At 71.9% G+C, this 19,580-nt stretch carries 14 protein-coding genes and 1 pseudogene; 5 read left to right on the top strand and 10 right to left on the bottom strand.

The window, feature by feature from the left end; genetic code table 11:
• The first annotated feature begins 270 nt into the window (after positions 1–270).
• On the top strand, positions 271–1,995 hold the full coding sequence (locus tag ACGFSC_RS13895; protein ID WP_392863415.1) for a DUF4157 domain-containing protein: 1,725 nt from the start codon (positions 271–273) through the stop codon (positions 1,993–1,995).
• A gap of 281 nt (positions 1,996–2,276) precedes the next feature.
• Positions 2,277–2,825 (top strand): hypothetical protein, encoded by a 549-nt coding sequence (locus ACGFSC_RS13890; protein WP_359896843.1) that lies wholly within the window; start codon positions 2,277–2,279, stop codon positions 2,823–2,825.
• Between the two features lie 715 nt (positions 2,826–3,540).
• Here ACGFSC_RS13890 and ACGFSC_RS13885 read toward each other — a convergent pair.
• Both ACGFSC_RS13885 and ACGFSC_RS13880 read right to left on the bottom strand, forming a co-directional pair.
• On the bottom strand, positions 3,541–3,921 hold the full coding sequence (locus ACGFSC_RS13885) for a hypothetical protein (protein ID WP_359896613.1): 381 nt from the start codon (positions 3,919–3,921) through the stop codon (positions 3,541–3,543).
• Between the two features lie 10 nt (positions 3,922–3,931).
• Entirely contained in the window at positions 3,932–5,068 is a 1,137-nt protein-coding gene (locus tag ACGFSC_RS13880) for a TniQ family protein (RefSeq protein WP_359896611.1), read from the bottom strand.
• Between the two features lie 691 nt (positions 5,069–5,759).
• Between ACGFSC_RS13880 and ACGFSC_RS13875 the strand changes: the two genes are divergently transcribed.
• Complete coding sequence (locus ACGFSC_RS13875; RefSeq protein WP_359896610.1) at positions 5,760–6,008, top strand: hypothetical protein; 249 nt, start codon at positions 5,760–5,762, stop codon at positions 6,006–6,008.
• Positions 6,009–6,058: 50 nt separating this feature from the next.
• Here the strand turns inward: ACGFSC_RS13875 and cyaB are convergent, their stop codons facing one another.
• The 4 genes from cyaB to ACGFSC_RS13855 all read right to left on the bottom strand — a co-directional run bounded on the left by cyaB (position 6,059) and on the right by ACGFSC_RS13855 (position 10,451).
• Positions 6,059–6,616, bottom strand: a complete 558-nt coding sequence (cyaB, locus tag ACGFSC_RS13870; protein WP_359896608.1) for a class IV adenylate cyclase — start codon at positions 6,614–6,616, stop codon at positions 6,059–6,061.
• Positions 6,613–7,683 carry an aldo/keto reductase gene (locus ACGFSC_RS13865; protein WP_359896606.1) on the bottom strand — a complete coding sequence of 357 codons (1,071 nt, stop codon included), beginning with the start codon at positions 7,681–7,683 and terminating at the stop codon, positions 6,613–6,615. Before ACGFSC_RS13865 ends, cyaB begins: the two co-directional genes overlap by 4 nt.
• A 10-nt stretch (positions 7,684–7,693) precedes the next feature.
• The gene (locus ACGFSC_RS13860) at positions 7,694–9,856 is read right to left on the bottom strand and encodes a radical SAM protein (RefSeq protein ID WP_359896605.1); all 2,163 of its coding nucleotides are present in this window, start codon (positions 9,854–9,856) and stop codon (positions 7,694–7,696) included.
• Positions 9,857–9,959: 103 nt separating this feature from the next.
• Positions 9,960–10,451, bottom strand: coding sequence for an ATP-binding protein (locus ACGFSC_RS13855; RefSeq protein WP_359896602.1), 492 nt, complete (start codon positions 10,449–10,451; stop codon positions 9,960–9,962).
• 191 nt (positions 10,452–10,642) lie between these two features.
• Between ACGFSC_RS13855 and ACGFSC_RS13850 the strand changes: the two genes are divergently transcribed.
• Complete coding sequence (locus ACGFSC_RS13850) at positions 10,643–11,962, top strand: helix-turn-helix transcriptional regulator (RefSeq protein WP_359896600.1); 1,320 nt, start codon at positions 10,643–10,645, stop codon at positions 11,960–11,962.
• Between the two features lies 1 nt (position 11,963).
• On the opposite strand, the pseudogene ACGFSC_RS13845 reads toward ACGFSC_RS13850, so the two are convergent.
• The 4 genes and pseudogenes from ACGFSC_RS13845 to ACGFSC_RS13830 all read right to left on the bottom strand — a co-directional run.
• Positions 11,964–12,872 (bottom strand): annotated as a pseudogene (locus ACGFSC_RS13845) (glycosyltransferase); the annotation flags it as partial.
• Between the two features lie 97 nt (positions 12,873–12,969).
• Complete coding sequence (locus tag ACGFSC_RS13840) at positions 12,970–13,467, bottom strand: hypothetical protein (RefSeq protein ID WP_359896598.1); 498 nt, start codon at positions 13,465–13,467, stop codon at positions 12,970–12,972.
• A 42-nt stretch (positions 13,468–13,509) separates the two neighbouring features.
• A complete protein-coding gene (locus tag ACGFSC_RS13835) occupies positions 13,510–13,647 on the bottom strand; it encodes a hypothetical protein (protein ID WP_359896597.1) in 138 nt (45 codons plus the stop codon).
• Between the two features lie 154 nt (positions 13,648–13,801).
• Positions 13,802–14,179 carry a hypothetical protein gene (locus tag ACGFSC_RS13830; protein WP_359896595.1) on the bottom strand — a complete coding sequence of 126 codons (378 nt, stop codon included), beginning with the start codon at positions 14,177–14,179 and terminating at the stop codon, positions 13,802–13,804.
• A 351-nt stretch (positions 14,180–14,530) separates the two neighbouring features.
• Here ACGFSC_RS13830 and mobF point away from each other — a divergent pair, with 351 nt between their 5' ends.
• Positions 14,531–19,573, top strand: a complete 5,043-nt coding sequence (mobF, locus tag ACGFSC_RS13825; protein ID WP_359896593.1) for a MobF family relaxase — start codon at positions 14,531–14,533, stop codon at positions 19,571–19,573.
• Positions 19,574–19,580: the final 7 nt, after the last annotated feature.

Below are 19,580 nucleotides of genomic sequence, written 5' to 3'. Positions count from 1 at the left end.
CCCTTTGGGGCACGGCCGTCCTTGCGGGGCGAGCCGGGTGGGATCCTGGGCCGTGAGTGTGCGGTGGCCACCGTGGCGACCCGGCCACGTCGTCGCCACCCGGGGTCAGGAGCGGCAGTGCGAGCACAGGAACGCGACGACCAACGGGCCGGACTGCAGGCGGCGCAGCGTACGGCTGCGCCCAGGCGGCCGGCGGCGGAGATTCCGGCGACCGGGCGGAGCCTGCTCGCGCTCCAGGGCTCGGTCGGGAACGCCGCCGTCGTGCAGATGATGCGCCGGGGCGGGGTGCTGCACGCCGGGCACCTCGCACAGGGGGATTCGGCACGGTTCGCGGTGCAGCGCTCCACCGTGTTCGAGGTTCTGCGGACCGGCGGTCGGCCGCTCGACGGTGCGACCCGCACCGAGATGGAGAACCGCTTCGGCGCCGACTTCTCCGACGTCCGGATCCATGACGACAGCGCCGCCAAGGCCTCCGCCGCCGAGGTCGGCGCCAGTGCCTACACCAGTGGCCACCATGTGGTGCTCGGTGACGGTGGCGGCGACAAGCACACCCTGGCCCACGAGTTGACGCACGTCATCCAGCAGCGCCGGGGTCCGGTCGCGGGCACGGACAACGGCGCGGGTCTGCGGGTGTCCGACCCCTCCGACCGCTTCGAACGCGAAGCCGAGGCCAACGCCCGGCGGGTGATGGCGGGGAGCGGGACGGCCACGGTGGCGCCGGCCTCGGCGGTGCCGGCCCCCGAACGGGGGAGCCGGCCCTCGGAGGCCCTGCCGATCGCCCGTCTGATGAGCGTGGAGGCCTTCAAACAGCGGAGCGCTGTGAAGAAGAGCATCCGTCCCAGTGCGCTGAAGAAGCTGGACGCGGCGCTGGAGCGGTTCCACGCGATTCCGGAACAGCAGTTCTCCGCCCGCTCGCAGCAACTGGAGACGATCGTCCAACTCTGCCTCAAGGCCCAGGGGGAGCTGAAGGACGGCCCGCGCAAGGACGCGACCTTCGATCTCATGAACGAGGCGGCCACCGAGAAGAACGGGATGGCCCTGGACGTCGCCGTCGAGACCGCCATGCGCCAGGCCCGGCAGGAGCAGCCCATCTACGACTGCCTGGAGCGCTACCAGCGGCGCGACGACGAGTCCGGCGGGTTCGTCCACCTCATGGAGGCGAACGACCTGCTCGCGAGGCACGCGGCGACGCCGGACGGCAAGGACCTCGGAGTTCTCAGCGCACTGGTCCAGGACCTCATGAGCCGGGCGGTCCACGCGCTGACCCCGGAGCAGAAGGCCTACCTCGTCCGCCGGGACCTGGCGCGGATCGAGGCGCTGCGCGACACGCTGACGGACGGCACCCTGAAGCGGATCCTGACCGAGGTGCTGACCGGCACGGACCAGGTCAACTTCGAGGCCGGTGGCGCGGGTGCCAAGCTCGGCGGGCCGGCGGGGCAGGCCTACACGGTCAAGCACGGGCTCACCCAGCCGGACGGGACCGTCGAGCGCACGGGGTCGCTGGTCCACGAGCTCACGCACGTCGCCACGCACCGGACGTACGGGAACTCGGCGGTCATGCTGATGCTCCCGCTGAGCATGAGCGAGGCGGAGGCCATCGCCCTGGCCAAGCACCGGACGGCCCGGATCGGCGAACTCGAAGCACTGCTCGCCCGGGAGAGCGCCACCATCGCGGAATCGCACACCGCGCTGATCAGGAACAAGCTGAACTACGCCAAGGGCGACAAGCTCTCGACGTACGTCGCCAACTTCAGGGCCAAACTGACGGCCGACGGCGACTACGAGCGGCTCTCGCAGCTGGCGAGCCGGATCCCGGAGGGCAGCAGCACGCTCGTCGAGTACGACACGGTGCTCAACCAGCTGCTGGTGATGATGCACGAGTGGGGCACGGGGCCGGAGTCGGCGTTCCGCAAGCGGGTGGAGGCGCTGGCCCAGGAGCGGTACGCGCACCGGCAGGCCGGTTCCACCGAGCCCGCCCCGGCCGCGACCGTCTGACCCGTCCGTCCGGCTCGACACCGTCACGTCCGTGCGGATCCGATGACTCCCCGGACGCCGATCGGTGCCGGGCCTCCGTCCGGGCGGCCCCCGTCGAAGAGCGGTCCCCCGGTGGGGCCTGTCCAGCCAACGGCTCTGTCCTGTAATCGGGACAGAGCCGATTACGGGACAGAGCCCAGGCAACGGTGTAACGCGTGTGATGTGCATTATCGGCGGCCGCCGAAAGCGATGTCGAAGGCTTGGAGTGCGGGCTTCCATCGCATGGTCCAGCGCTTGCGGCCTTGCCCGGTGGGGTCGAGGAGAGCGACGGTGCCCGCTCGGTCCTCTACTGCCAGGTCGCCAACCAGGGACAGCTCTACACAGCGGCCGCGCCCCGCGCGGACTTCCTCGCCGGGCACGCCCGCGCCGGCGGGCGGCTGAGCAGCGCCGCGCTGGGAATCCTGGAGGGGATCCTCAGCGCCAGGACCCCAGGGTCCACGGTCCTCGTCGGCGGCAGAGCGGTCGACACCGCCGCGTACTGCCGCGCCCGGATTCTGGACGCCGTCCCCGACATCCTGCGCACTGCCGAACCGGCCGACCTCGACCGGTTCGACGCCGTCTGCTTCCTCGTCCCCCAACTTGCCGACTGCGCACCTCAGATCCTCGACTTCCTGCACCGCCACGCCACCCACCCCACCCCGACGTCCGCAAGGTGGTCGTCGAAGCGTTGGAAGAAGCCGAAGAAGTCGTACGCGACGGCCACAACCCCTGACCACCTGTCGTACCGTCGGCGGCGCGGCGCGGTGTCGGTTCCTGCCGTCGGCCGGTCTCGGGTGCTTGTCGTGCGCTGAGGGCGCAGCCCTGTCGTTGAACCAAATGATGGGCCGTGCCCGGCGGGGCCGTCCCCGTGTTCCCCCGGGCGTCGCCTCGTCGGGCCGGCATGGACGAAACTGGGCATCGGCCCGCCGGTTCAGGTGCGGAAGTGCCGGGCGTAGGTGCGCCGGGTGATGGGCGATCCGGGCGCGAGGTCGGGCAGCGGGTCGGCGCCGCCCCACAGGGCGGCCAGGTCCTCGCCCAGCCGGCGGGCCTCGGCGGGCCAGTCGTCGCGGAGGTCGAGCGCGGGGCGGCGGGCACCGGGGTGCTCGCCGCCCGCAGGGCCAGCTCGGCCACGCGCGGCCAGCCCGCTGGGCGTGCTCCAGGACGGCGGTGCGCTGGGCGGGCGCGTGGTTCCACTCGGCGGTGGCCGGCCTCACGGCGTCGAAGTCCCCGGCCAGCAGCAGCGCGAGCAGTGCGGCCAGGACGTCCGGGTCGGCGAGGACCGGCACCGGCAGAGGCTCGGTGTCCTCCTCGTCCCACAGCGGGTAGCTCTGTTCGGCGACTGGTCTGGCTGCGCACCGGCGCAGCGGTGGCCACCTGCCGAGCGGGCACCATGACCCCGAGGAGCGGTCGGCGAGCAAGCTCCTTCGCCGCCACGACACCGTCGCACTCGCGCCGCTTCGGGCGGGCATCCCTCGCCCCGTACCCGGCGGTCCGGCGCTGTCCCGTGCCGTCCGTTGCTTCACGGGCTCACCATTCCCGGGACGATTCATCGAAGGTGTCGGGTTCGGTGATCCAGCCGGCGTTGAGGACGAGTCGTGAGGTGCGGTGGACGGCGAGGAAGCCGAACGGCCGGTCGAATCGGGCGCTGATTATGCGGGCGCGATAGCGGTACCGCGGCGGTAGCCCCGCGCCCGCCATGCTCAGGGCAGTGACGCTCGCGGAACGGAAGCCGCGGGCGCCGAACGTGGCAGTCACCGTCTGTGCGGCGGTCTCGACCGCCAACGGCTCGGCGCTGATGCCGGGGAAGTGACCTCGGGTTCCGTCCGTCGCCGTTCGGAGGCCGAACAGCTCAGGGTCCTCGAGCAGATCGTGGCGGGCGGTGACGGTGAAGGGCACGGTTTCCACCACCAGCTTCGATTCACCGTCGAGGCTGGAAACACGATCGACCGTCAGCCCGGGGCCCGGGGCGCCGTAGGGGAGTGATTCCGGTGATCTGCGGAAGAGAACGAGCGGGCCCGATCACGCGGTTGGCGTGGGGGGTCAGGCTTCTCACGGCGGCGTCGACAGAGGCTGGCCGGTCGACGTGGAGGAACGGGTCCCTGTTTCGCGACCTAGACCGGTACTGCGCCACTCGGTGAACCCAAGGCCCGAGCCTTTCGTGAGCCGTTCCGACGTCCGGGGCGAGGACGATCGGGCCCACCAGCGAGTACAGCGCGGCGGCTTCCGCAGCGGTCTCCGGGCCGTTCTGGAGTTTGGGCCCGAGGCGGCCGAGCGTCACGCGGCGGTGCTGGTAGTCGACCATAGAGGAGATAGTGGCGGCCGGGAGACTGTCGACTTCGGCGTCGGTCACGGTGAACCTGGCCATCGCGATGAGGTACTTCACGCCGGAGAACCACTCGGCGCTGGACACGGTCTGTCCGAGCAGTGTCATCGGCTGGTTGTTGGCAGCGCTGAGCATCAGCTCCTGCACGGCCAGGACCGTGTCGTCGGTCAGCCCGGTGACTGGGAGTTCGGCGACGGGATGCTGGCACAGGACCGACTGCGGGCCCCCGGCGCCGCGGGCGCGGTTCCCGCAGAGCCGTGGGTCGAGGACTCCATGGTTGGTCAGGAGGCCGCGCGGGATCTGCTGGTTGCCGCGCCGGAAGCGGATGTTGCACGACGGGCAGATGTCCAGGAGAAGGCAGCGATGCCGGGGGCACACGGCTGCTGACTCCAGACGCCACCACAGCGGCCACACGGTGTTCTCCGCGAGGCAGCGCGGGCAGCACCGCGAGGCGTACAGCTGGACCCACTGAGTGCTCCAGACCGTCCTCGGGGAAACCTCGCTCTCCTGCGTTACCGCGCTCATGTCGAGCAGGGTTCCGTCGTAGCGGGAGAGGTGCATGGCGTCGAGGACGGTGCCCGGAAGACCAGTAGACATCGCCAGTGCGGCGCGGCTGCGGTCGGTGAGGAGGACGCCGAAGAACGCCGGCCTGGTCATCGACGAAGCCCGTCTCATCTCCAACCCCATCGCGCGCGCGAGCTGCCCTGGGCCTATCCCCCAGAACGAAGGCAAGCCTTCCTATCCAGGATGGGAACGCTTCGCCAGGATGCGGCTCAATGACGACTGGGAGCCTCCTGACCCGAGACGGCTCTGCGATCTCTGGGGCTGACCGTAAAGGAGGGAAGCCGATTGGCGGAGTCGCCCCGTTCATATCTCACCCCTTCGATATCTTCCGAGCATGATATTGAATGGATGTTCCCATGTGTCATGTTCTTGGCGGTGCAAGAGAAATGGTTCACCGCGAATTCCGATGTTGGGTGCGAGATGATGCCCGAGCTGGACGATGGAAAAGAACATCGGGTGATTCAACGCTCCCGAGACGTAGCCTAGTCTCATGTTCCAGGAAAGCGTTGCCGAGTATCCGGACAGTCGGAACTCTCGCCAAGGGGTGGCGGTGGTTGTCAGCACGCGCTCAGGCCGGGTCCTAGTACAGCGGCCCGGGTCATCGTCGGCACGGCGGTGGTCGGTGCTGGCGACAGAGATGACCTATCCCGAGCGGGACACATTCCACACGGCGAATCGGCTGATCGACACCGGATGGCTTCACGGGATTGCCGTTGGAGACCTACGTGAGGTAGCTGGGATTCGGGGCTCCCGGGCGTCATCTCTTCGACCACGGTCTTCGCGGGAACCTGGAACCCAGCAGACACGCGGCTGCGGAGGGTTTCTGGCGAGGCCGTGTTCGTAGACCCCGAAGAACTCGATGATCTGGCTATCCCCGCAGGCCGTTCTCGTGCTGGCCACCTACTTCAAGAGCCTGAGCGCCAGGGACCCGACCAAGAGCCTGGCCTACCTGCTTCGACGGCCTCCGGAGTGGTGCCGTTGGCGGTCCGAGGAGGTGGCCGGTGAGCGGGGCGGGGCGCCGGTGGAGATGCCGCAGTACCCGATAAGGGAGATCCTCAACCTGCTGTTCTGCACGATCAAGGAGATCGAGCGGCCCTACCTGGTGTGACCGTGCCGACGCTGGCGGGGGCAGCGTCGGCACGGCCGCTGGCGGGGCTGTCAGACCAGGCCGAGGGCGAGGTGGGGGTAGCCGGCGTGGATGCGGTCGCCGAGCTTGATGTCGAGACCGGCGATGAAGGACTCGATCTTGGCCGTGGCCTCCTCGATGCTCTCGGCGTCGCCCTTGTACTCGAACTCGATGAAGTCGCCGAGGTCGCCCAGGTTGTCGAAGGCGACGGCGATTCCGTCGACCGACCACTCCTCGCGGGTCTTGTCGACCGTGGTGAGCTCGGTGAAGTCGAGGGAGTCCAGGATGTGCTGGGCGGCCGTCGCGTCGGAGACGGTGGTCTCGTACTCGTCGCAGTGGGTCTTGATCTTCTCCTCCAGCGGGTGCCACCGCTTGAAGTTCAGGGAGGCGCCACCGTCGTCCTCGATGCGGACCCGCAGCCACTCGGAGATCACGTCTCCGGCGAGGAAGTCCTTGTGGGGGGCGTTGTAGTAGTGGTCGACCTGACGGGTCGGCTGGCCGGCTTTTCCGCCCCGGGCAGCGAGCTGGTCCCTCAACTCCTGGGGGTCGCTGAGGAGCTTGAACTTCTGCTCGACCTCGGTGTACTTCACGGGTTCTTCTCCTGGGTGTCGGTCAGTGAGGTGATGGTCTCGCGGACGGAGGCCATGACGGTCTGGATCTGGTCGATCTCGTCGGCGGTGAGCGGTTCGCCCACCGCGGCGACGTTGGCGCTGATCTGCTGGGTGGTGCGGAAGCCGAGGAGTACGGCGGCGTCCTCGGAGCGCTGGAGGGCGTACTGGAGGGCCACGCGGGTCACGTCGGCCCGGGTGTAACCGAAGGTCTCCCCGAGGCGCCCGAGGCCGTGCTGGACGGCCCTGACGGCGGCCTGGCTGAACTTCGGGTCGTCGCGGCGGTGGTCGTCCGGAGGGAAGGTACGCGGCAGCTCGGCGCTGTGGGCACCGATCAGCAGCCCCTGTCCGAGTGCCTGCTTGATGAGGACACCGACGCCGCACTCGCCGGCCAGGTCGAAGATGTCGGTGTCCATGGGGTCGTACAGGGGGCTGAGCATGTTGTAGCGGACGGTCAGCACGTCGGGCTGGACGACGGCGAACCGCAGCATGAACGCGGACGCCTCCACGCAGCGCGGGTGGGTGACGTCCTCGGCCCACGCCTGGCAGAACTCGTGCGGGGCCCGCATGCCGACTGCTCCGATCCGGCCTTCGTCGCGCAGTTCCCGCAGCGTCCTCGCGGCTTCGGCGAGGTAGCGATGGTCGGCGCCGAAGTCGGAGCTGTGGAGGAAGTACAGGTCGAGGTAGTCGGTGCCGAGGTTGTCCAGGGTGGCGTCGAACTGCCGGAGGATCTGGCTTCGCTCGTACGGGTGGGCGGCGTCGCCTCGGATGTAGCCCACCTTGCTGGAGATGGTGAGCCGGTCGCGGTTGGACGTCTTCAGAAGCCTGCCGACCAAGCGCTCGGACCGGCCGTGGCCGTAGGCGTCCGCGGTGTCGTAGAGGGTGATGCCGAGGTCATGGGCACGGACGAGGGCGTTGTACGCCTCGTCCTCGTCCACGCCGGTCCAGCCGATGGGGACGCCGTCGTTGGCGGCGAGACCGCCGATGGTCCAGCATCCGGCGCCGATCGCCGAGATGTGGCCGAGGCCGGGGACGTTGCGCTTCTCCATGGTGGTCTCCTCAGGTTCCGCAGGGATCGGACGCGTTGATGGACCGCCACTCGGTGCTCTGGTCCCAGCGCAGGTACTCCTTGGCGAGGATGTCGGCGAAGTCCTTGGGGATGTTGCGCAGGACGTGCTCGATGCCGCCGGCCATCTTCTTGGAGAGGTCCCGGATCGCCTGGTCCAGCTCGGTACGCAGGCGGGTGTCGAGGGCGGCCTCCGCACCCGCTGTACCGAGCGCCAGCGGGGTCTGCTCGATCGCGTCGATCATGCGGCCGAAGACCTGGTAGGCGGCGTACTTGAGGACGATCCTGGCGGCCCGGACGATGCTGCGGGGCTCGCCGTCGAGCATCTTCTCCAGGGACTTGAAGGTGTAGTCCAGGGCGAAGTTCCGGTCGACCCAGAGCTGGGCCCACTGGCTGGCGACGCCGATGCGCCAGTCGGCGAACCGGGAGTCGACCCGGCCCATGGACGGCCGAACCTCGCCGGTTAGCCCGGCGGCCTGAGCCCGCTTGGTGTAAGCGGCGCCGATCAGGCACTCCATGCTGACGAGCATGTAGGAGATCCCGCTGTGCAGGGGCCTGCCGGAGGAGGCCCAGGCCACCCACTCAGGGTCCTGGACGCCTTCGACGATCTCCTGGACCGGCAGGCCGGGCATCGGCCGCAGGAGGAGGTCGGTGCGGCCCTGGTAGGCGTAGGTGGCTTTCAGCTCCTCGAACGTCATGAGCTGGTCGAAGCTGATGTAGGTGAACCTGGTGGGGACGCCGAGCGCCGACAGGGTGCGGATGGCGACGGCGTTCTGCTCGCCGATGGTCTCCTTGTTGAACCGCTCCAGGATCGAGTCGACCCCGGACTCGACGCCGAACAGGCAGCGGCGAAGGCCCTGCTGCACGAGGCGGCGCCACATGTCGGCGCGCTCGCGGTGCCAGGCGGAGTCCCGGTCGAGGCGGACGACCTGGTCGATGCGGCAGCTGGTCTCCCACGCGAAGCCCGCGTGGTGGAGGGTGGAGGCCATGCTCAGTGCGCGGGGCACCGCCCCTTCGTCGCGGCCGATGAATTCCTCGTCCACCATGTAGAGGGTCCGGGAGACGTGCGGGTACTGGTTGAAGACGTGGCTCATCTCCTCCAGCAGCCACGGGAAGGCTTCCGGGTGGCCGCCGTACCAGGTCCCCTTGTGGCCGCGGGGGCAGAACGAGCAGTAGTTCGTGCAGCCGCGCGAGCCCTCGGCCTGGGCGACGCCTTTGTGCTCGAAGGTGGCCGGCAGCAGGTCCAGCTCGGGGAAGATGTCGTCCTGCGAGCTGCTGACCGGCTTGGCGGTGCGGCGCCGTCCGATGGTCAGGGTGCCCTCGCCGCGTGCGGCCCCGTTGTAGCCGATGCCGTCGACCTGGTCCAGCCGGATGTCGCCGTGCCAGTGGGCGAGGAGGCCCTTGATCGTGGGCTCGCCCGCCCCTCGGGCGATCAGGAGCTTGGGGTAGCGCTCCAGGAGAAGGGCTTCGTTGCGGGCGGTGAGGCTGCCCCCGGCGACCACCATCGGCGGGGATTCAAGGGAGTAGGCGGCGTCCAGCAGCTCGATCATGAGGTCGTGCTGGCCGAAGGTCGCGCTGATCCCGAGGATGTCGGGCCGGTTCTCGGCCACCGCCATGGTGAGGCCGGTCAGCGTGGTGCCGAGCTGCATGTCGAGGAGGGAGACCTCTCCGGTGAGCGTGGACCGGGCGGCCCTGGCCACGTCGCTGATGCCGAGCGGGAAGCGGGGCAGCGGGAAGTACTCGGGGTGGTAGAGCGCGGCGAGCAGGACGTCCGGCTTGGTGAACCGGTAGACCGCGGCGTCGTCCAGGTCGGCCAGGGAGAGCCAGGAGTCCGGCGTGTCGATCTCGATGTGGCCGGTGAGCCACGCCGGCCAGTGGCGGGTGTCGTGGCTCTCGCCCGAGAGGTCGGCGACGACCCAGCGGCCGTCCTGCTGTTCGACCAGCACGAGCCGCCTGTCGAGGGTGCCGGCCACGAGGACGCGGCCGGTGTGGTCGCCGAGGTGTTCGGTGAGGTGGTTGCGGAGCTTGACCGGGTTCACGAGAAGCCGCTCGGTCTCGGCTGCGGCGACAGCCGGGGCCCCGGGCACGGCGAGCCGCAGGGCTTCGCGCAGGCGGCCGGTCTGCGGTCGTGTCGTCCGTTCGACGTGGGTGGTCACTGGTGCCTCTCTCCGGAATCGGCGGGATGAGGGTCACGGAGGCGTGACGGGTCGGCCCGGCACGGGGGACGGTCCGTACGGGCTGGGGCGGAAGGTGGGGGTGTCAGGCGGCCGAGAGGTTCCGCGCCTGGAGGATCGGGCGGACTTTGTTGACCAAGACGATCTGCCGCAGCAGGTTGCGGCGGGCCTGCTCGCGGGTCAGCGGCTGGAGGGCGACCTCGGCCCAGACCCACTTCGGCGCCTCGGTAGCCTGGACGCCGTGCCGGTTCGCCAGCGCGGCGATGAGCCACAGTCCGCGCCCGGACTGGTCGTCGGTCGCCGCGTGGCGGGCGGTCGGCAGGGTCAGGCTGTCGTCCTGGACGCCGACCATCACCGTCCGGGACCTGGTGTTCAGGTGGATGGTGAGGAGGATGGTGTCCGAGTTGGTGTGCTCGACGGCGTTCGTAACCAACTCGGAGGTGATGAGGTTCAGGTTGTCGTGAGCCTCTTCGCCTACGGTCGTCCAGCCCTGGAGTACGCCGTTGACCAGGTCCCTGCTCTTGGGGACGGACTCGTTGACGCGGGGCAGGGCGAACTGGCGAAATCGCACGCTCATGACGCAGCACCTCAGGTAGGGATCGGTGGCATGGCCGCGTTTAGACCTGGGAAGAGCCACCCAGCCAGGGTTTTCAGCCCCCGACGGCTGACTGACAGTCAACGCCTCGTCGCTGTCCGCGAATAGCTGCCAGTCCGTACGCCACTTGTGAGCCAGATGTAGGCCAGCTTGTAGTCCAGGGAAGGGGCGCCGTGTCGGGAGATGACTCCACCGGCGAGTTGATCAAAAGGGCGCGGATCGCAAGGGGCTGGTCTCAGGAGCGTCTTGCCGTTGAACTGGGAAAGATCGAGGGGAGGGGGGAGAAGGGTCCGGGGCGCGGGCAGGTCTACCGGTGGGAGAAGCAGGGCCGGGCGCCGAAGTACTGGTGGCCCTACATCTGCGAGGTGCTGGGCTTATCTGATGATGCGTCCGTGACGCAAGCTGACGTGCCCGAGGACGGCACGGGCGATACCGTGGCCTCAGTCCTCGCGCTGGGAAGGAGCGAAGTGATTCGCCGGGAATTCATGGCTGCCTCCAGCGGCTATGCGCTCGCGGCCCTTGGCCTGCCCGATCTCGACAGCATCACCCGCAGGGTGACGGCCAGTTCCGGGGCGACGGTCCGGGTCGGCCAGGGCGAAGTCCTCGCTGTCCGCCAGATGGTCAAGTCGCTCGGGGACGCCGCAGCGGAACTCGGCGGCGGTCACGCCCGGCACCTCGCGGTCCACTACCTTGTGGAGAATGTCGCCCCCTGGCTGGACGGGGCATGGTCGGAAGACACTGGACGGAAGCTCTTCGCCGGAACAGCCCAGCTGACCCACCTCATCGGGTGGATGGCCCAGGACGAGGGCAACCACGGCGTCGCCCAGAAGTACTACGCGCACTCGTACCGGCTGGCCGCGGAGGCCGGCGACGCCGAACTCGCCGCCACCGCGCTTCGTGGCCTCGCGGTGCAGGCCATCGACCTCGGCTATAGGGCCGCCGCCGTGCAGATAGCGGAGGAGTGCGTCGACCAGGCAAAGCGCCTGGACGACCCAAAGGCGCTCTCCTACTACGAGACCACCCTCGCCGACGCCGCAGCACAGGACGGCGACCGTGCCACGGCCACCACGTACCTCGCCGCATCCCAGCGACACATCGAACGGTCGTCACCGAAACCCGGCGACTCCTGGGCGAGCCATTTCAGCATCGGCCGCTGGGCCCACCACTCCGGCATGATCCTCGCCCGACTCGGCGACTACGACGCAGCTCAGGAACACCTCCAGGTCGCCCTCGACGTCCACGGACTCGACCGGCGCCGAAGCCACGCCATCGTCCTCGCAGATCTCGGCACCGTCCAGGTCCGCCAGGAGAACTACGAAGCCGCCTTCTCGACGTGGGGGAACTTCCTCGCGCTGGCCGAAGGCGTCCGGTCGGTGAAGGTGGACGACGCCGTGACCGACATGCGCGCCCGCCTTGCACGCATTCGGAGCATTCCTGGGGCGTCAGAGTTGCATGAGCGCGCCGCGAATTTCCTCGGTGCCCGCACGGCCTAGCGAGACGGTCGGCGGCGTCCGGCCGGCCGTGCTCGGCGGCCCGTCGCGCGATGTCCGCGCGGCGGGCCGGGTCGGTCAGCAGCGGGCCGATCGCGGCATGGAGGGTGTCCGGAGTGGCCCGGTCGAGCAGGGCGACCGCCGCACCGGCCTCCGCCAGGTGGCGGGCGTTGTGCTCCTGCTCGTTCCCGGCCGACGTCGCCAGTGGGATGAACACCGCGGCCCGCCCGAGCGCGGTCAGCTCGGCCAGCGTTCCCGCGTCGCTGCGGGAGACGACCACGTCCGCAAGGGCGAGGACGTCCGGCAGCTCTGGGCCGACGAAGCCGGTCACCAGGTACCGGGAGCGCAACTGTTCCGGCAGCGCCGCCGTCCGTTCCCGAAGCCGTTCCTCGTGGCTGGGCCCGCACTGGTGGACCACGTTGGCGTGGCCGAGCAGCCACGGCAGGATCCCGTCCACCAACTCGTTGATCTGCTGGGAGCCCTGCGCGCCGCCGGTGACGTACACGGTCGGCAGGGAGCGGTCGAAGCCCCACAGCCCGAGTGTCTGGATCGCTTCGTCGCCCTGGCCGGTCAGCACCTCCGGGCGGACCGGGTTGCCGGTCACCACGGCGGTGGCGTGGGCGGACTCGGGCAGGAACTGGAGTGTCGACTCGGAGGAGACCGCGACCCGGGTCGCCATCCGGGCCAGGGCCCGGTTGCCCAGGCCGAGGCGGACGGTCTGCTCGTGGACCACCAGCGGCCGGTGACACATCCGGGCGGCCATCCCGACCGGCACCGCGACGTAGCCGCCGGTGCCGAGCACCACGTCCGGGCCGAACTTGGCGACCGCGGAGCGGGCCTGCGCGACGCCCAGGGGCACGTGGCTCATGTCCTTGACGTTGGCCGGCGAGACCAGCTTGAGCGGGTTGGCGGAGTGCTGTAGGCGATTGACGGCGGGCGCCAGGCGTCGGGGCCCTTGTCGACCTTAGCCCTGTTCGAAGCCGCGGAGACCGCGAGCAACTGGGAGTGCTTCAAGTCGTTGGCGAAGGCGCGGCGCTTGTCCGTGGTCCAGGTGTCGGCGCCGAGTGGCAGGAGCCCTCCACGAAGCGGCGAGCGGATACCAGGTGGTCGATGTCGAGGGCCTTGGCGTCGGTGAACACCTTGTCGTCGTAGACGCTCACCCAGCCGCCGGCCACCGCCCGGCACTGGTCGTCCTGAACGACGTCCCGGCCGTCGCGCTGCAGGACGACCTCACGGGTGTCGCAGGTGCCGTACTGCTTGATCCAGTGCGGGAACTTCTCGCGCGAGTACCCGTCCATGGAGTGCGGGGCCTCGACGGCGAGTTCGTCGAGCTCGGCTCGGGCTTGGTCGGCCGGAGGCGGTTCGGGCAGCTGCCGGTGCTGGGCGGTGGCTGCGGAGGTGGCCGGCGGTATTGCGCCTGCCGCTGCTGGCGCGCCTGTGGAGGCCAGGACGAGGGCGAGCGCGGCAGAAGTGGTGGCGCCGCGACGCCACCAGGCAGAGGTGATCATGAGGCTGGGGCTACCGGCCGGGGACAGCCGACCGTCGTACCGTCACCCGGTGGTCGGCGCGCCGCCGCTCATGTCGACGTGGGCGGGCCGGGCGGCACCCCGGGCCTGGAGGTAGGCGGTCCAGTCGGTCGCGGCCCGGGAGTGCCATCGCGTGAGGGTGCTGAGGTCGAGGCCGAGCATGGGGGGCGAGGACGGCCGGGGGCATGTCCTGCGCGAGCTGCACGAGAGCGGCGGCCCGGGCGGCTGGGGATGCCGGGGGCGGTGGGGCGTCGCACGAGTGCGCCGCCGGGGTCGGTGAGAAGCGCGGACGGCAGCGGACCGTCCGGTGCGGTGGTCAGGCGTCGGCCGGGTCGCGTTGGGTGTCCTGCTTTTCGCCGCTCGCCGGGGCTGCTGCGGGGGAGGGGAAGGTGAGCTCTGCCATGCGGGCGGAGATGTCCTTCCGCCCCTTCAACGCGGCCTGTACGTCGCGCTTGGGAATCCCGGCGGTCTCCGCGAGCTCCTCGATGTCGCCGTCGAAGAGCGGTACGGCCTTCTCCAGTTCCCTCGCGAGCTCTCCCTGGGCCAGCTCGACCCGCTCCTTGGCCCGGTCGATCGCGGTGAGGGCGGAGGTCTGGCGGGTCTGTCGCTGCCGGAGGTCTTCGCGTTCCAGCTCCTGGCGCCGCTTCAGGGCCGCGCGCCGGTCGATCATCTGCTCGTTCCTGTGTGAGGTCATGGCGCGATCCTGGCGTCCCACCGTGCCCGAGTACAGCACCTTCGGGTGAGCCGCCCCGCGTTGTCGCCCGGCAGAAGGAATACGCGTTCCGGAGTTGCCCGATCACGAGCGGATCGGAAGGCGACGGAGAGACGACCAGGACGGGAGAGAGGTGATCGAGGAAGAGCAGCGGACACGGACGAGATGCCGAAGCGAGAGCGAACGGGCAACTAGCCTGATCAAGAACAGCACACCTCTTGCTATCCCCGTCGCTCCCGAAGGAGTGCGCCAGGTGCCCTGCTCCGTCGGCCGCCGGACCGGCCGGTACGTCACCGGTGCCCCGACGGGTCGCGACAGGCCCGGGGCCGGCCGGTGATCACCCTTCACCCGATCAGCGCGGGCAGCGGCATCGACTACCTGCTCTCCACCGTCGCCGGCGACGACGTGAGGACCGGTGCGCGGTCGCTGGCGGCCCACTGGGAGGGAGGCGGGGACACCCCGGGCGTGTGGCTCGGGGCGCAGGCGGCCGAGCTCGGCATCGCCGGCCGGCGGGTCACCCAGGAGGCCGCCGACGCCCTGTTCAAGGACGCCCTGAGCCCGGTCGACGGCAGCCCGCTCGGCCGGCGCTGGAGCCGTTACCCGAGCGCCGAGGAGCTGTACGAGAGGTACGCCGCCGCCGAGCCGCAGGCCACCGGGGAGCGGCTGCTCCAGTTGCGGGCGAAGGCGGAGAAGGAGGGCAACCGGACCGCCCGCTGCGGGTGGGAGATGGTGTTCTCCCCGGTGAAGAGCTTCAGCGTGCTGTGGGGGTGCGCCGACGACGAGGAGCGGGCCCGGCTGGAGGCCGTCGAGGGGCGCGCCTTCCGGCGGGTCTTCGAACGTGTCGAGCGCGAGGCCTGCATCACCCGGACCGGCCCGACGCCCGCCTCCCAGGTGCAGGTCCGTGCCAGGGGTTTCATCGCCTGCGTGTTCGTCCACCGCAGCAGCCGGGCGGGCGATCCGGCGTATCACCGGCACCTGGCGATCAGCAGCAAGGTGCGGGCGGAGGACGGTCGCTGGCTGGCCCTGGACGCGCGCCAGCTGCACCGGATCGCGGTCGCCCTCTCGGAGGCGTACACCGCGGAGCTGGAGCGCGAGATGCACGCCGAGTTCGGCATTCGCGCCGGGGTGCGCCAGGACAGCATCCGGCCCGCGAAGCGACCGGTGCGCGAGTTCCTCGGGGTGCCCCTGGGCGCGGTGCGCGGGTTCTCCCAGCGCCGCGAGGCCACCGAGCGGGCCCTGGCCCGGATGATCGCGCAGTTCACGGTCCGGGAGGGCCGCGCGCCCGAGCGCGCCGAGCAGTACAAGCTGGCCCAGGCCGCCACGCTCGAGTCCCGTCCGGCGAAGACCGCGACCACCGTCGACGGCGAGCGCCGGCAGTGGCGCCGCCGCGCCAAGGCGTACGGCATCAGGCGTCCCGACAGGCTGCTGCGGGCCGCCGCCCGTAGCTGCGCCGCCCACTCCGCGCCGGGCCCCGACCAGATGGTCGTTCCGAGGGCGATCGACGCGGTGCTCGCCGAGCTGGAGAGCCATCGCGCGACCTGGACGCGCGCCAACGTCGAGGCCGAGGCGTGCCGCCGGCTCACCGCGGTCGGCGCCCACCTGCGCGAGGACTATCACCGGCTCCTCGCCCGGGTCGTCGACGGCGTCCTCAGTCCCGTCCGGTGCGAGCTGCTGACTCCGCCCGACGCGGTGCCCCTGCCCGCCCGGTACGCCCGCTGCGACGACCGTCCGTCGCTGTTCGCCGAGATCGGCTCCCGGGTGTGGACCTCCCACGGCATCCGGGCCGCCGAGCGGATCCTCGTCGAGGCGTCCACGACCCCCGTGCCGGTGCACCGCCTGACGGCCGAGCAGGTCGACCGGGTCCTCGCGGCCGGGGAGAGCGGGCGGGGCTTCGCGCCCTCCGACGAGCAGCGCGAGGCGGTGCGCCGGATCTTCGGAGCGGACACCCGGGCCACGTGGGTGGTCGGCCCCGCCGGTACCGGCAAGACCACGATCATGCGCCTGGTGCGGGAGGTCGCGCAGGCCCATCGGATCCCCGTCATCGGGCTGGCCGGCGGCCAGGTCCAGGCCGACCTGCTCGCCGCCGAGGCGGGCATCCGGGCGGAGAACATCGCCAGGTGGCGGACCATGTCCGAGCGCTACGGGCGGGGCCTGCGTCACTGGACGCTGCAGCCCGGCACGATCGTCATCGTCGACGAGTCCGGCCAGGCCTCCACCCCCGATCTCGCCGCGCTGCTCGGCCAGGTCCGGCAGGCCGGCGGGCGGCTGCTGCCGATCGGCGACCCGCGCCAGCTCGGCTCGCCCGGAGCGGGCGGCGCGCTCGCCGACATCGAGGAGACCGTCCCCGACGCCGTCGTCCGCCTCACCGAGGTCCGCCGTTTCCGCGACCCGGGCGGCACGGTCCGCCAGTGGGAGGTCGACGCGGCCCGCCGGCTGTCCATCGGCGACGCCGCCGCCGCCTTCGACGCGTACGACCTGCGCGGGCGCATCCACTGCGGCCCGGCCGCCCCGGTCATGCGCCGGCTCTTCGAGGACTGGCGGCGGGACGTCGAGGACGGCCTGACCTCCGTCATGATCGCCGCCACCGGCGCCGCCGTCGCCGAGCTGTCCCGCCTCGCCCGCGAGGACCGCATCGCCCGCGGCCTGGTGGACGACCGGCGCACGGCCGACCTCGGCGCCCGCGGGCGCGCCGGCGCCGGCGACATCGTGGTCACCCGGGTGAACGACCGCCGCCTCGCCACCGCCGACCGGCGCCAGTGGGTCCGCAACGGCGACACCTGGACGGTCGAGGCCGTCGGCGCCGACCGCTCCCTGACCGTGCGCCACCAGCGGACCCGCCGCACCGTCACCCTGCCCCCGGCCTACGTCGCCGACGCCGTCGACCTCGGCTACGCGATCACCTCCGCACGCTGCCAGGGCGTCACCGTCGACGTCGGCCGCGCCCTGCTCGACACCGGCTGGAACCGCAACGGCGTCTACCCGGCCCTCACCCGCGGCCGCTACGGCAACCACGCCTACCTGATCACCCAGGAGCCCCCCGACGGGGACAGCGGCGAACCCGGCCACCCGCGCACCGCCCGCGAGATCTGGCACGCCGTCGTCGAGCGCGACGGCACCCGGCTCTCCGCGAGCGCCACCGCCCGCCGCCAGGAGGAGCAGGCCCAGTCCCTCGCGACCTCCACCAGCCGCCTCGTCCACGTCCTCGACGAACTCAACGCCGAGGCCGCGCAGCGGGCGATCGCCGCACTGCTCGGCGGCCGCGCCGCCTCCCGCCTGGCCGCCGCCGAGGCCTGGCCCGCCCTGCGCGCCCGCTGCGCGCGCCTGGCCGACGACGGCCACGACACCGACCGGCTCCTGCGCGCCGCCTGGGCGGACGAGCGGGGCAACGAGACCGACCACCGCACGGGCCGGCCGCTGCGCGACCTGGCCGCCATCGTGGTCGCCCGCCTCGACACCCTGGTCGAACACCGCGGTGAGCGCTTCCGCCTGCCCGAGGGCGCGCCCCGCCCCGCGACCGCCCCGACCTACTGGGCCCCGCCCTGCGCCCTGCCCGGCGCCGCGCTGCTGGAGGCGATGGGCCTGGTGCTGCCCCACGCCGACCCCGGCGACCGGCGCGTCACCCTCGCCCACGACCTCGCCGCGCACGCCACCGTCCGGGCGGAACGCCTCGCCGCCCGCGCCCGCGCGAACGCCCACACCGGGACCGGCTGGGCGGCCGCCTACGGGCCCGAACCCGCCGACGCCGACCGGGCCCGACCGTGGGCCGACCGGATCGCGGCCGCAGCTGCCTGGCGCGACCTGGCCGGCTTCCGCGCCACCCGGGCCACCGGTGACGCCCCCGCCGCCGCGCGCACCGAGCAGCGCGGCCTGTGGCGCGCCGCCCAGCTCCTGCCCGACGAGCGGCAGCACGCCGCCGAACTCGCCGCCACCGGCCCCACCTGGCTCGACGTGCTCGGCCCCGCACCAGCCCCGGCCCACCCCCACCGCGCGCTCTGGGACAGGGCGGCGGCGCTCGTCGCCGCCTACCGCGACCTGTGGGACCACGGACACGAGACGCGGGCGCTCGGCGACCGTCCCGAGGAGCCGATCCAGGCCGCTGACCACGACCTCGCCCAGCAGGCGATCACCGCCTGGCGCAACCGTCCGGCCCCGACCGTCGCCGACGAGGAGCAACGACGGCGGGCCGTCTCACGCGGACGGGCCGCCCGCGTCGAAGCGGCCGAGGCCGCCGACGCGCTGGCCGCCGTCCACGCGGCCCGGCGCCTGGCCGCCCGCGCCCGGCAACGGGCCGACGACGACCAGGTCCGCGCCGACGCCGCCCGCCGGACGGCCACCACCGACGACCAGCGCGCCCGCGCGGCCGCCCTGCAGACCCGGGCGGACACGCACACCGTCCTGGCCGGCCGGGCCGCCGACGCGCTCGCCGCCGCCGAACGGCGACTGGCCCGCACCGCCCCCAACGGCCTGCGGGCCAGGGCCGACGCCGCCCGCGGCCGGGCCGCCGAACGGCTTGGTGTCGGGCAGTCGGCCGACTGTCCCGACGGGCGGCGCCCTGTCCGGGCCGGCGTTCCCGCCTGGCGGGAACGCCCGTTCGGCGGCTGGTCGGACGCCGAACTCGACACGGCCCTGCGCAGCGCCCTCGACCACGCCGCGCGCCTGGACCGGGCCGTGGCCGACGCCGAGGACCGTGCCGCCCGCGCCGAGGCACGGATGCTCGCCGGCGGCCGCATCGACCAGCAGGTCCGGGCGCTCGTCGACCGCGTCACCGGCCACGGCCGACTGCTCGCGGCCGACGCCGCACTCGCCGACCTGGCCCGCCGCCGGGCCCGCCTGGCCGCCGAACTCGCCGCCGCCCACCCGTCCGGCCGTCCCGCGCTCCGGGACGGCGAGCGCGAAGACCTCGTCGAGCTGCAGCGCACCCGTCAGGCGGAGTTCGAGGCCCTGCTCCAGGCCGAGCACCACCACCGGATCGTCCGCGCCCAGGCGCTCGCCGACATCGGCGACCTCGCCGACGTCGACGCCGCACTCGAACTGTGGGCACGGATCGGCGGCCGCGCCGAGGCCTACCGCGACCACCTGCGCCGGATCGCGGACCAGGACGCCCGGCACCACCACCGCACCGCCCGCGAGTACCGCGACCGGGCCGGCCGCCTTCGCCTGCGGGTCGACGCCCTGCGCGACGAACAGCGGGCGCGTACGGCGATGCCGATCGACGAGCGCGGACGCGAGGTGGCCGAACGCCTGCCCGCCGTCCGGCGGCGCCGGGCCGAGAAGCGGGAGACCGTCGTGCGCCGGCAGGCCGGGCCGGGTGGTCCGGTGCACCGGTGCCGCGAACGCCTGCCCCACGACGGTGTCCCGCCCTCCTACCGGCCGTAGCGGTGCT

The sequence above is a fragment of the Kitasatospora sp. NPDC048715 genome (assembly GCF_043198905.1).
Lineage (GTDB): Bacteria > Actinomycetota > Actinomycetes > Streptomycetales > Streptomycetaceae > Kitasatospora > Kitasatospora lactacystinica.
The sequence above is the reverse complement of the archived record's forward strand: the minus strand, read 5'-3'. Positions and strand labels throughout refer to the sequence as shown.

Bases quoted from the DNA above. Each gene is read 5' to 3' on its own strand.
- ACGFSC_RS13875 (WP_359896610.1), top strand. From the start codon at position 5,760: ATGATCTGGCTATCCCCGCAGGCCGTTCTCGTGCTGGCCACCTACTTC.
- ACGFSC_RS13835 (WP_359896597.1), bottom strand. From the start codon at position 13,647: ATGCTCGGCCTCGACCTCAGCACCCTCACGCGATGGCACTCCCGGGCC.
- ACGFSC_RS13840 (WP_359896598.1), bottom strand. From the start codon at position 13,467: ATGATCACCTCTGCCTGGTGGCGTCGCGGCGCCACCACTTCTGCCGCG.
- ACGFSC_RS13865 (WP_359896606.1), bottom strand. From the start codon at position 7,683: ATGGAGAAGCGCAACGTCCCCGGCCTCGGCCACATCTCGGCGATCGGC.
- ACGFSC_RS13830 (WP_359896595.1), bottom strand. From the start codon at position 14,179: ATGACCTCACACAGGAACGAGCAGATGATCGACCGGCGCGCGGCCCTG.
- ACGFSC_RS13855 (WP_359896602.1), bottom strand. From the start codon at position 10,451: ATGAGCGTGCGATTTCGCCAGTTCGCCCTGCCCCGCGTCAACGAGTCC.
- ACGFSC_RS13895 (WP_392863415.1), top strand. From the start codon at position 271: ATGCGCCGGGGCGGGGTGCTGCACGCCGGGCACCTCGCACAGGGGGAT.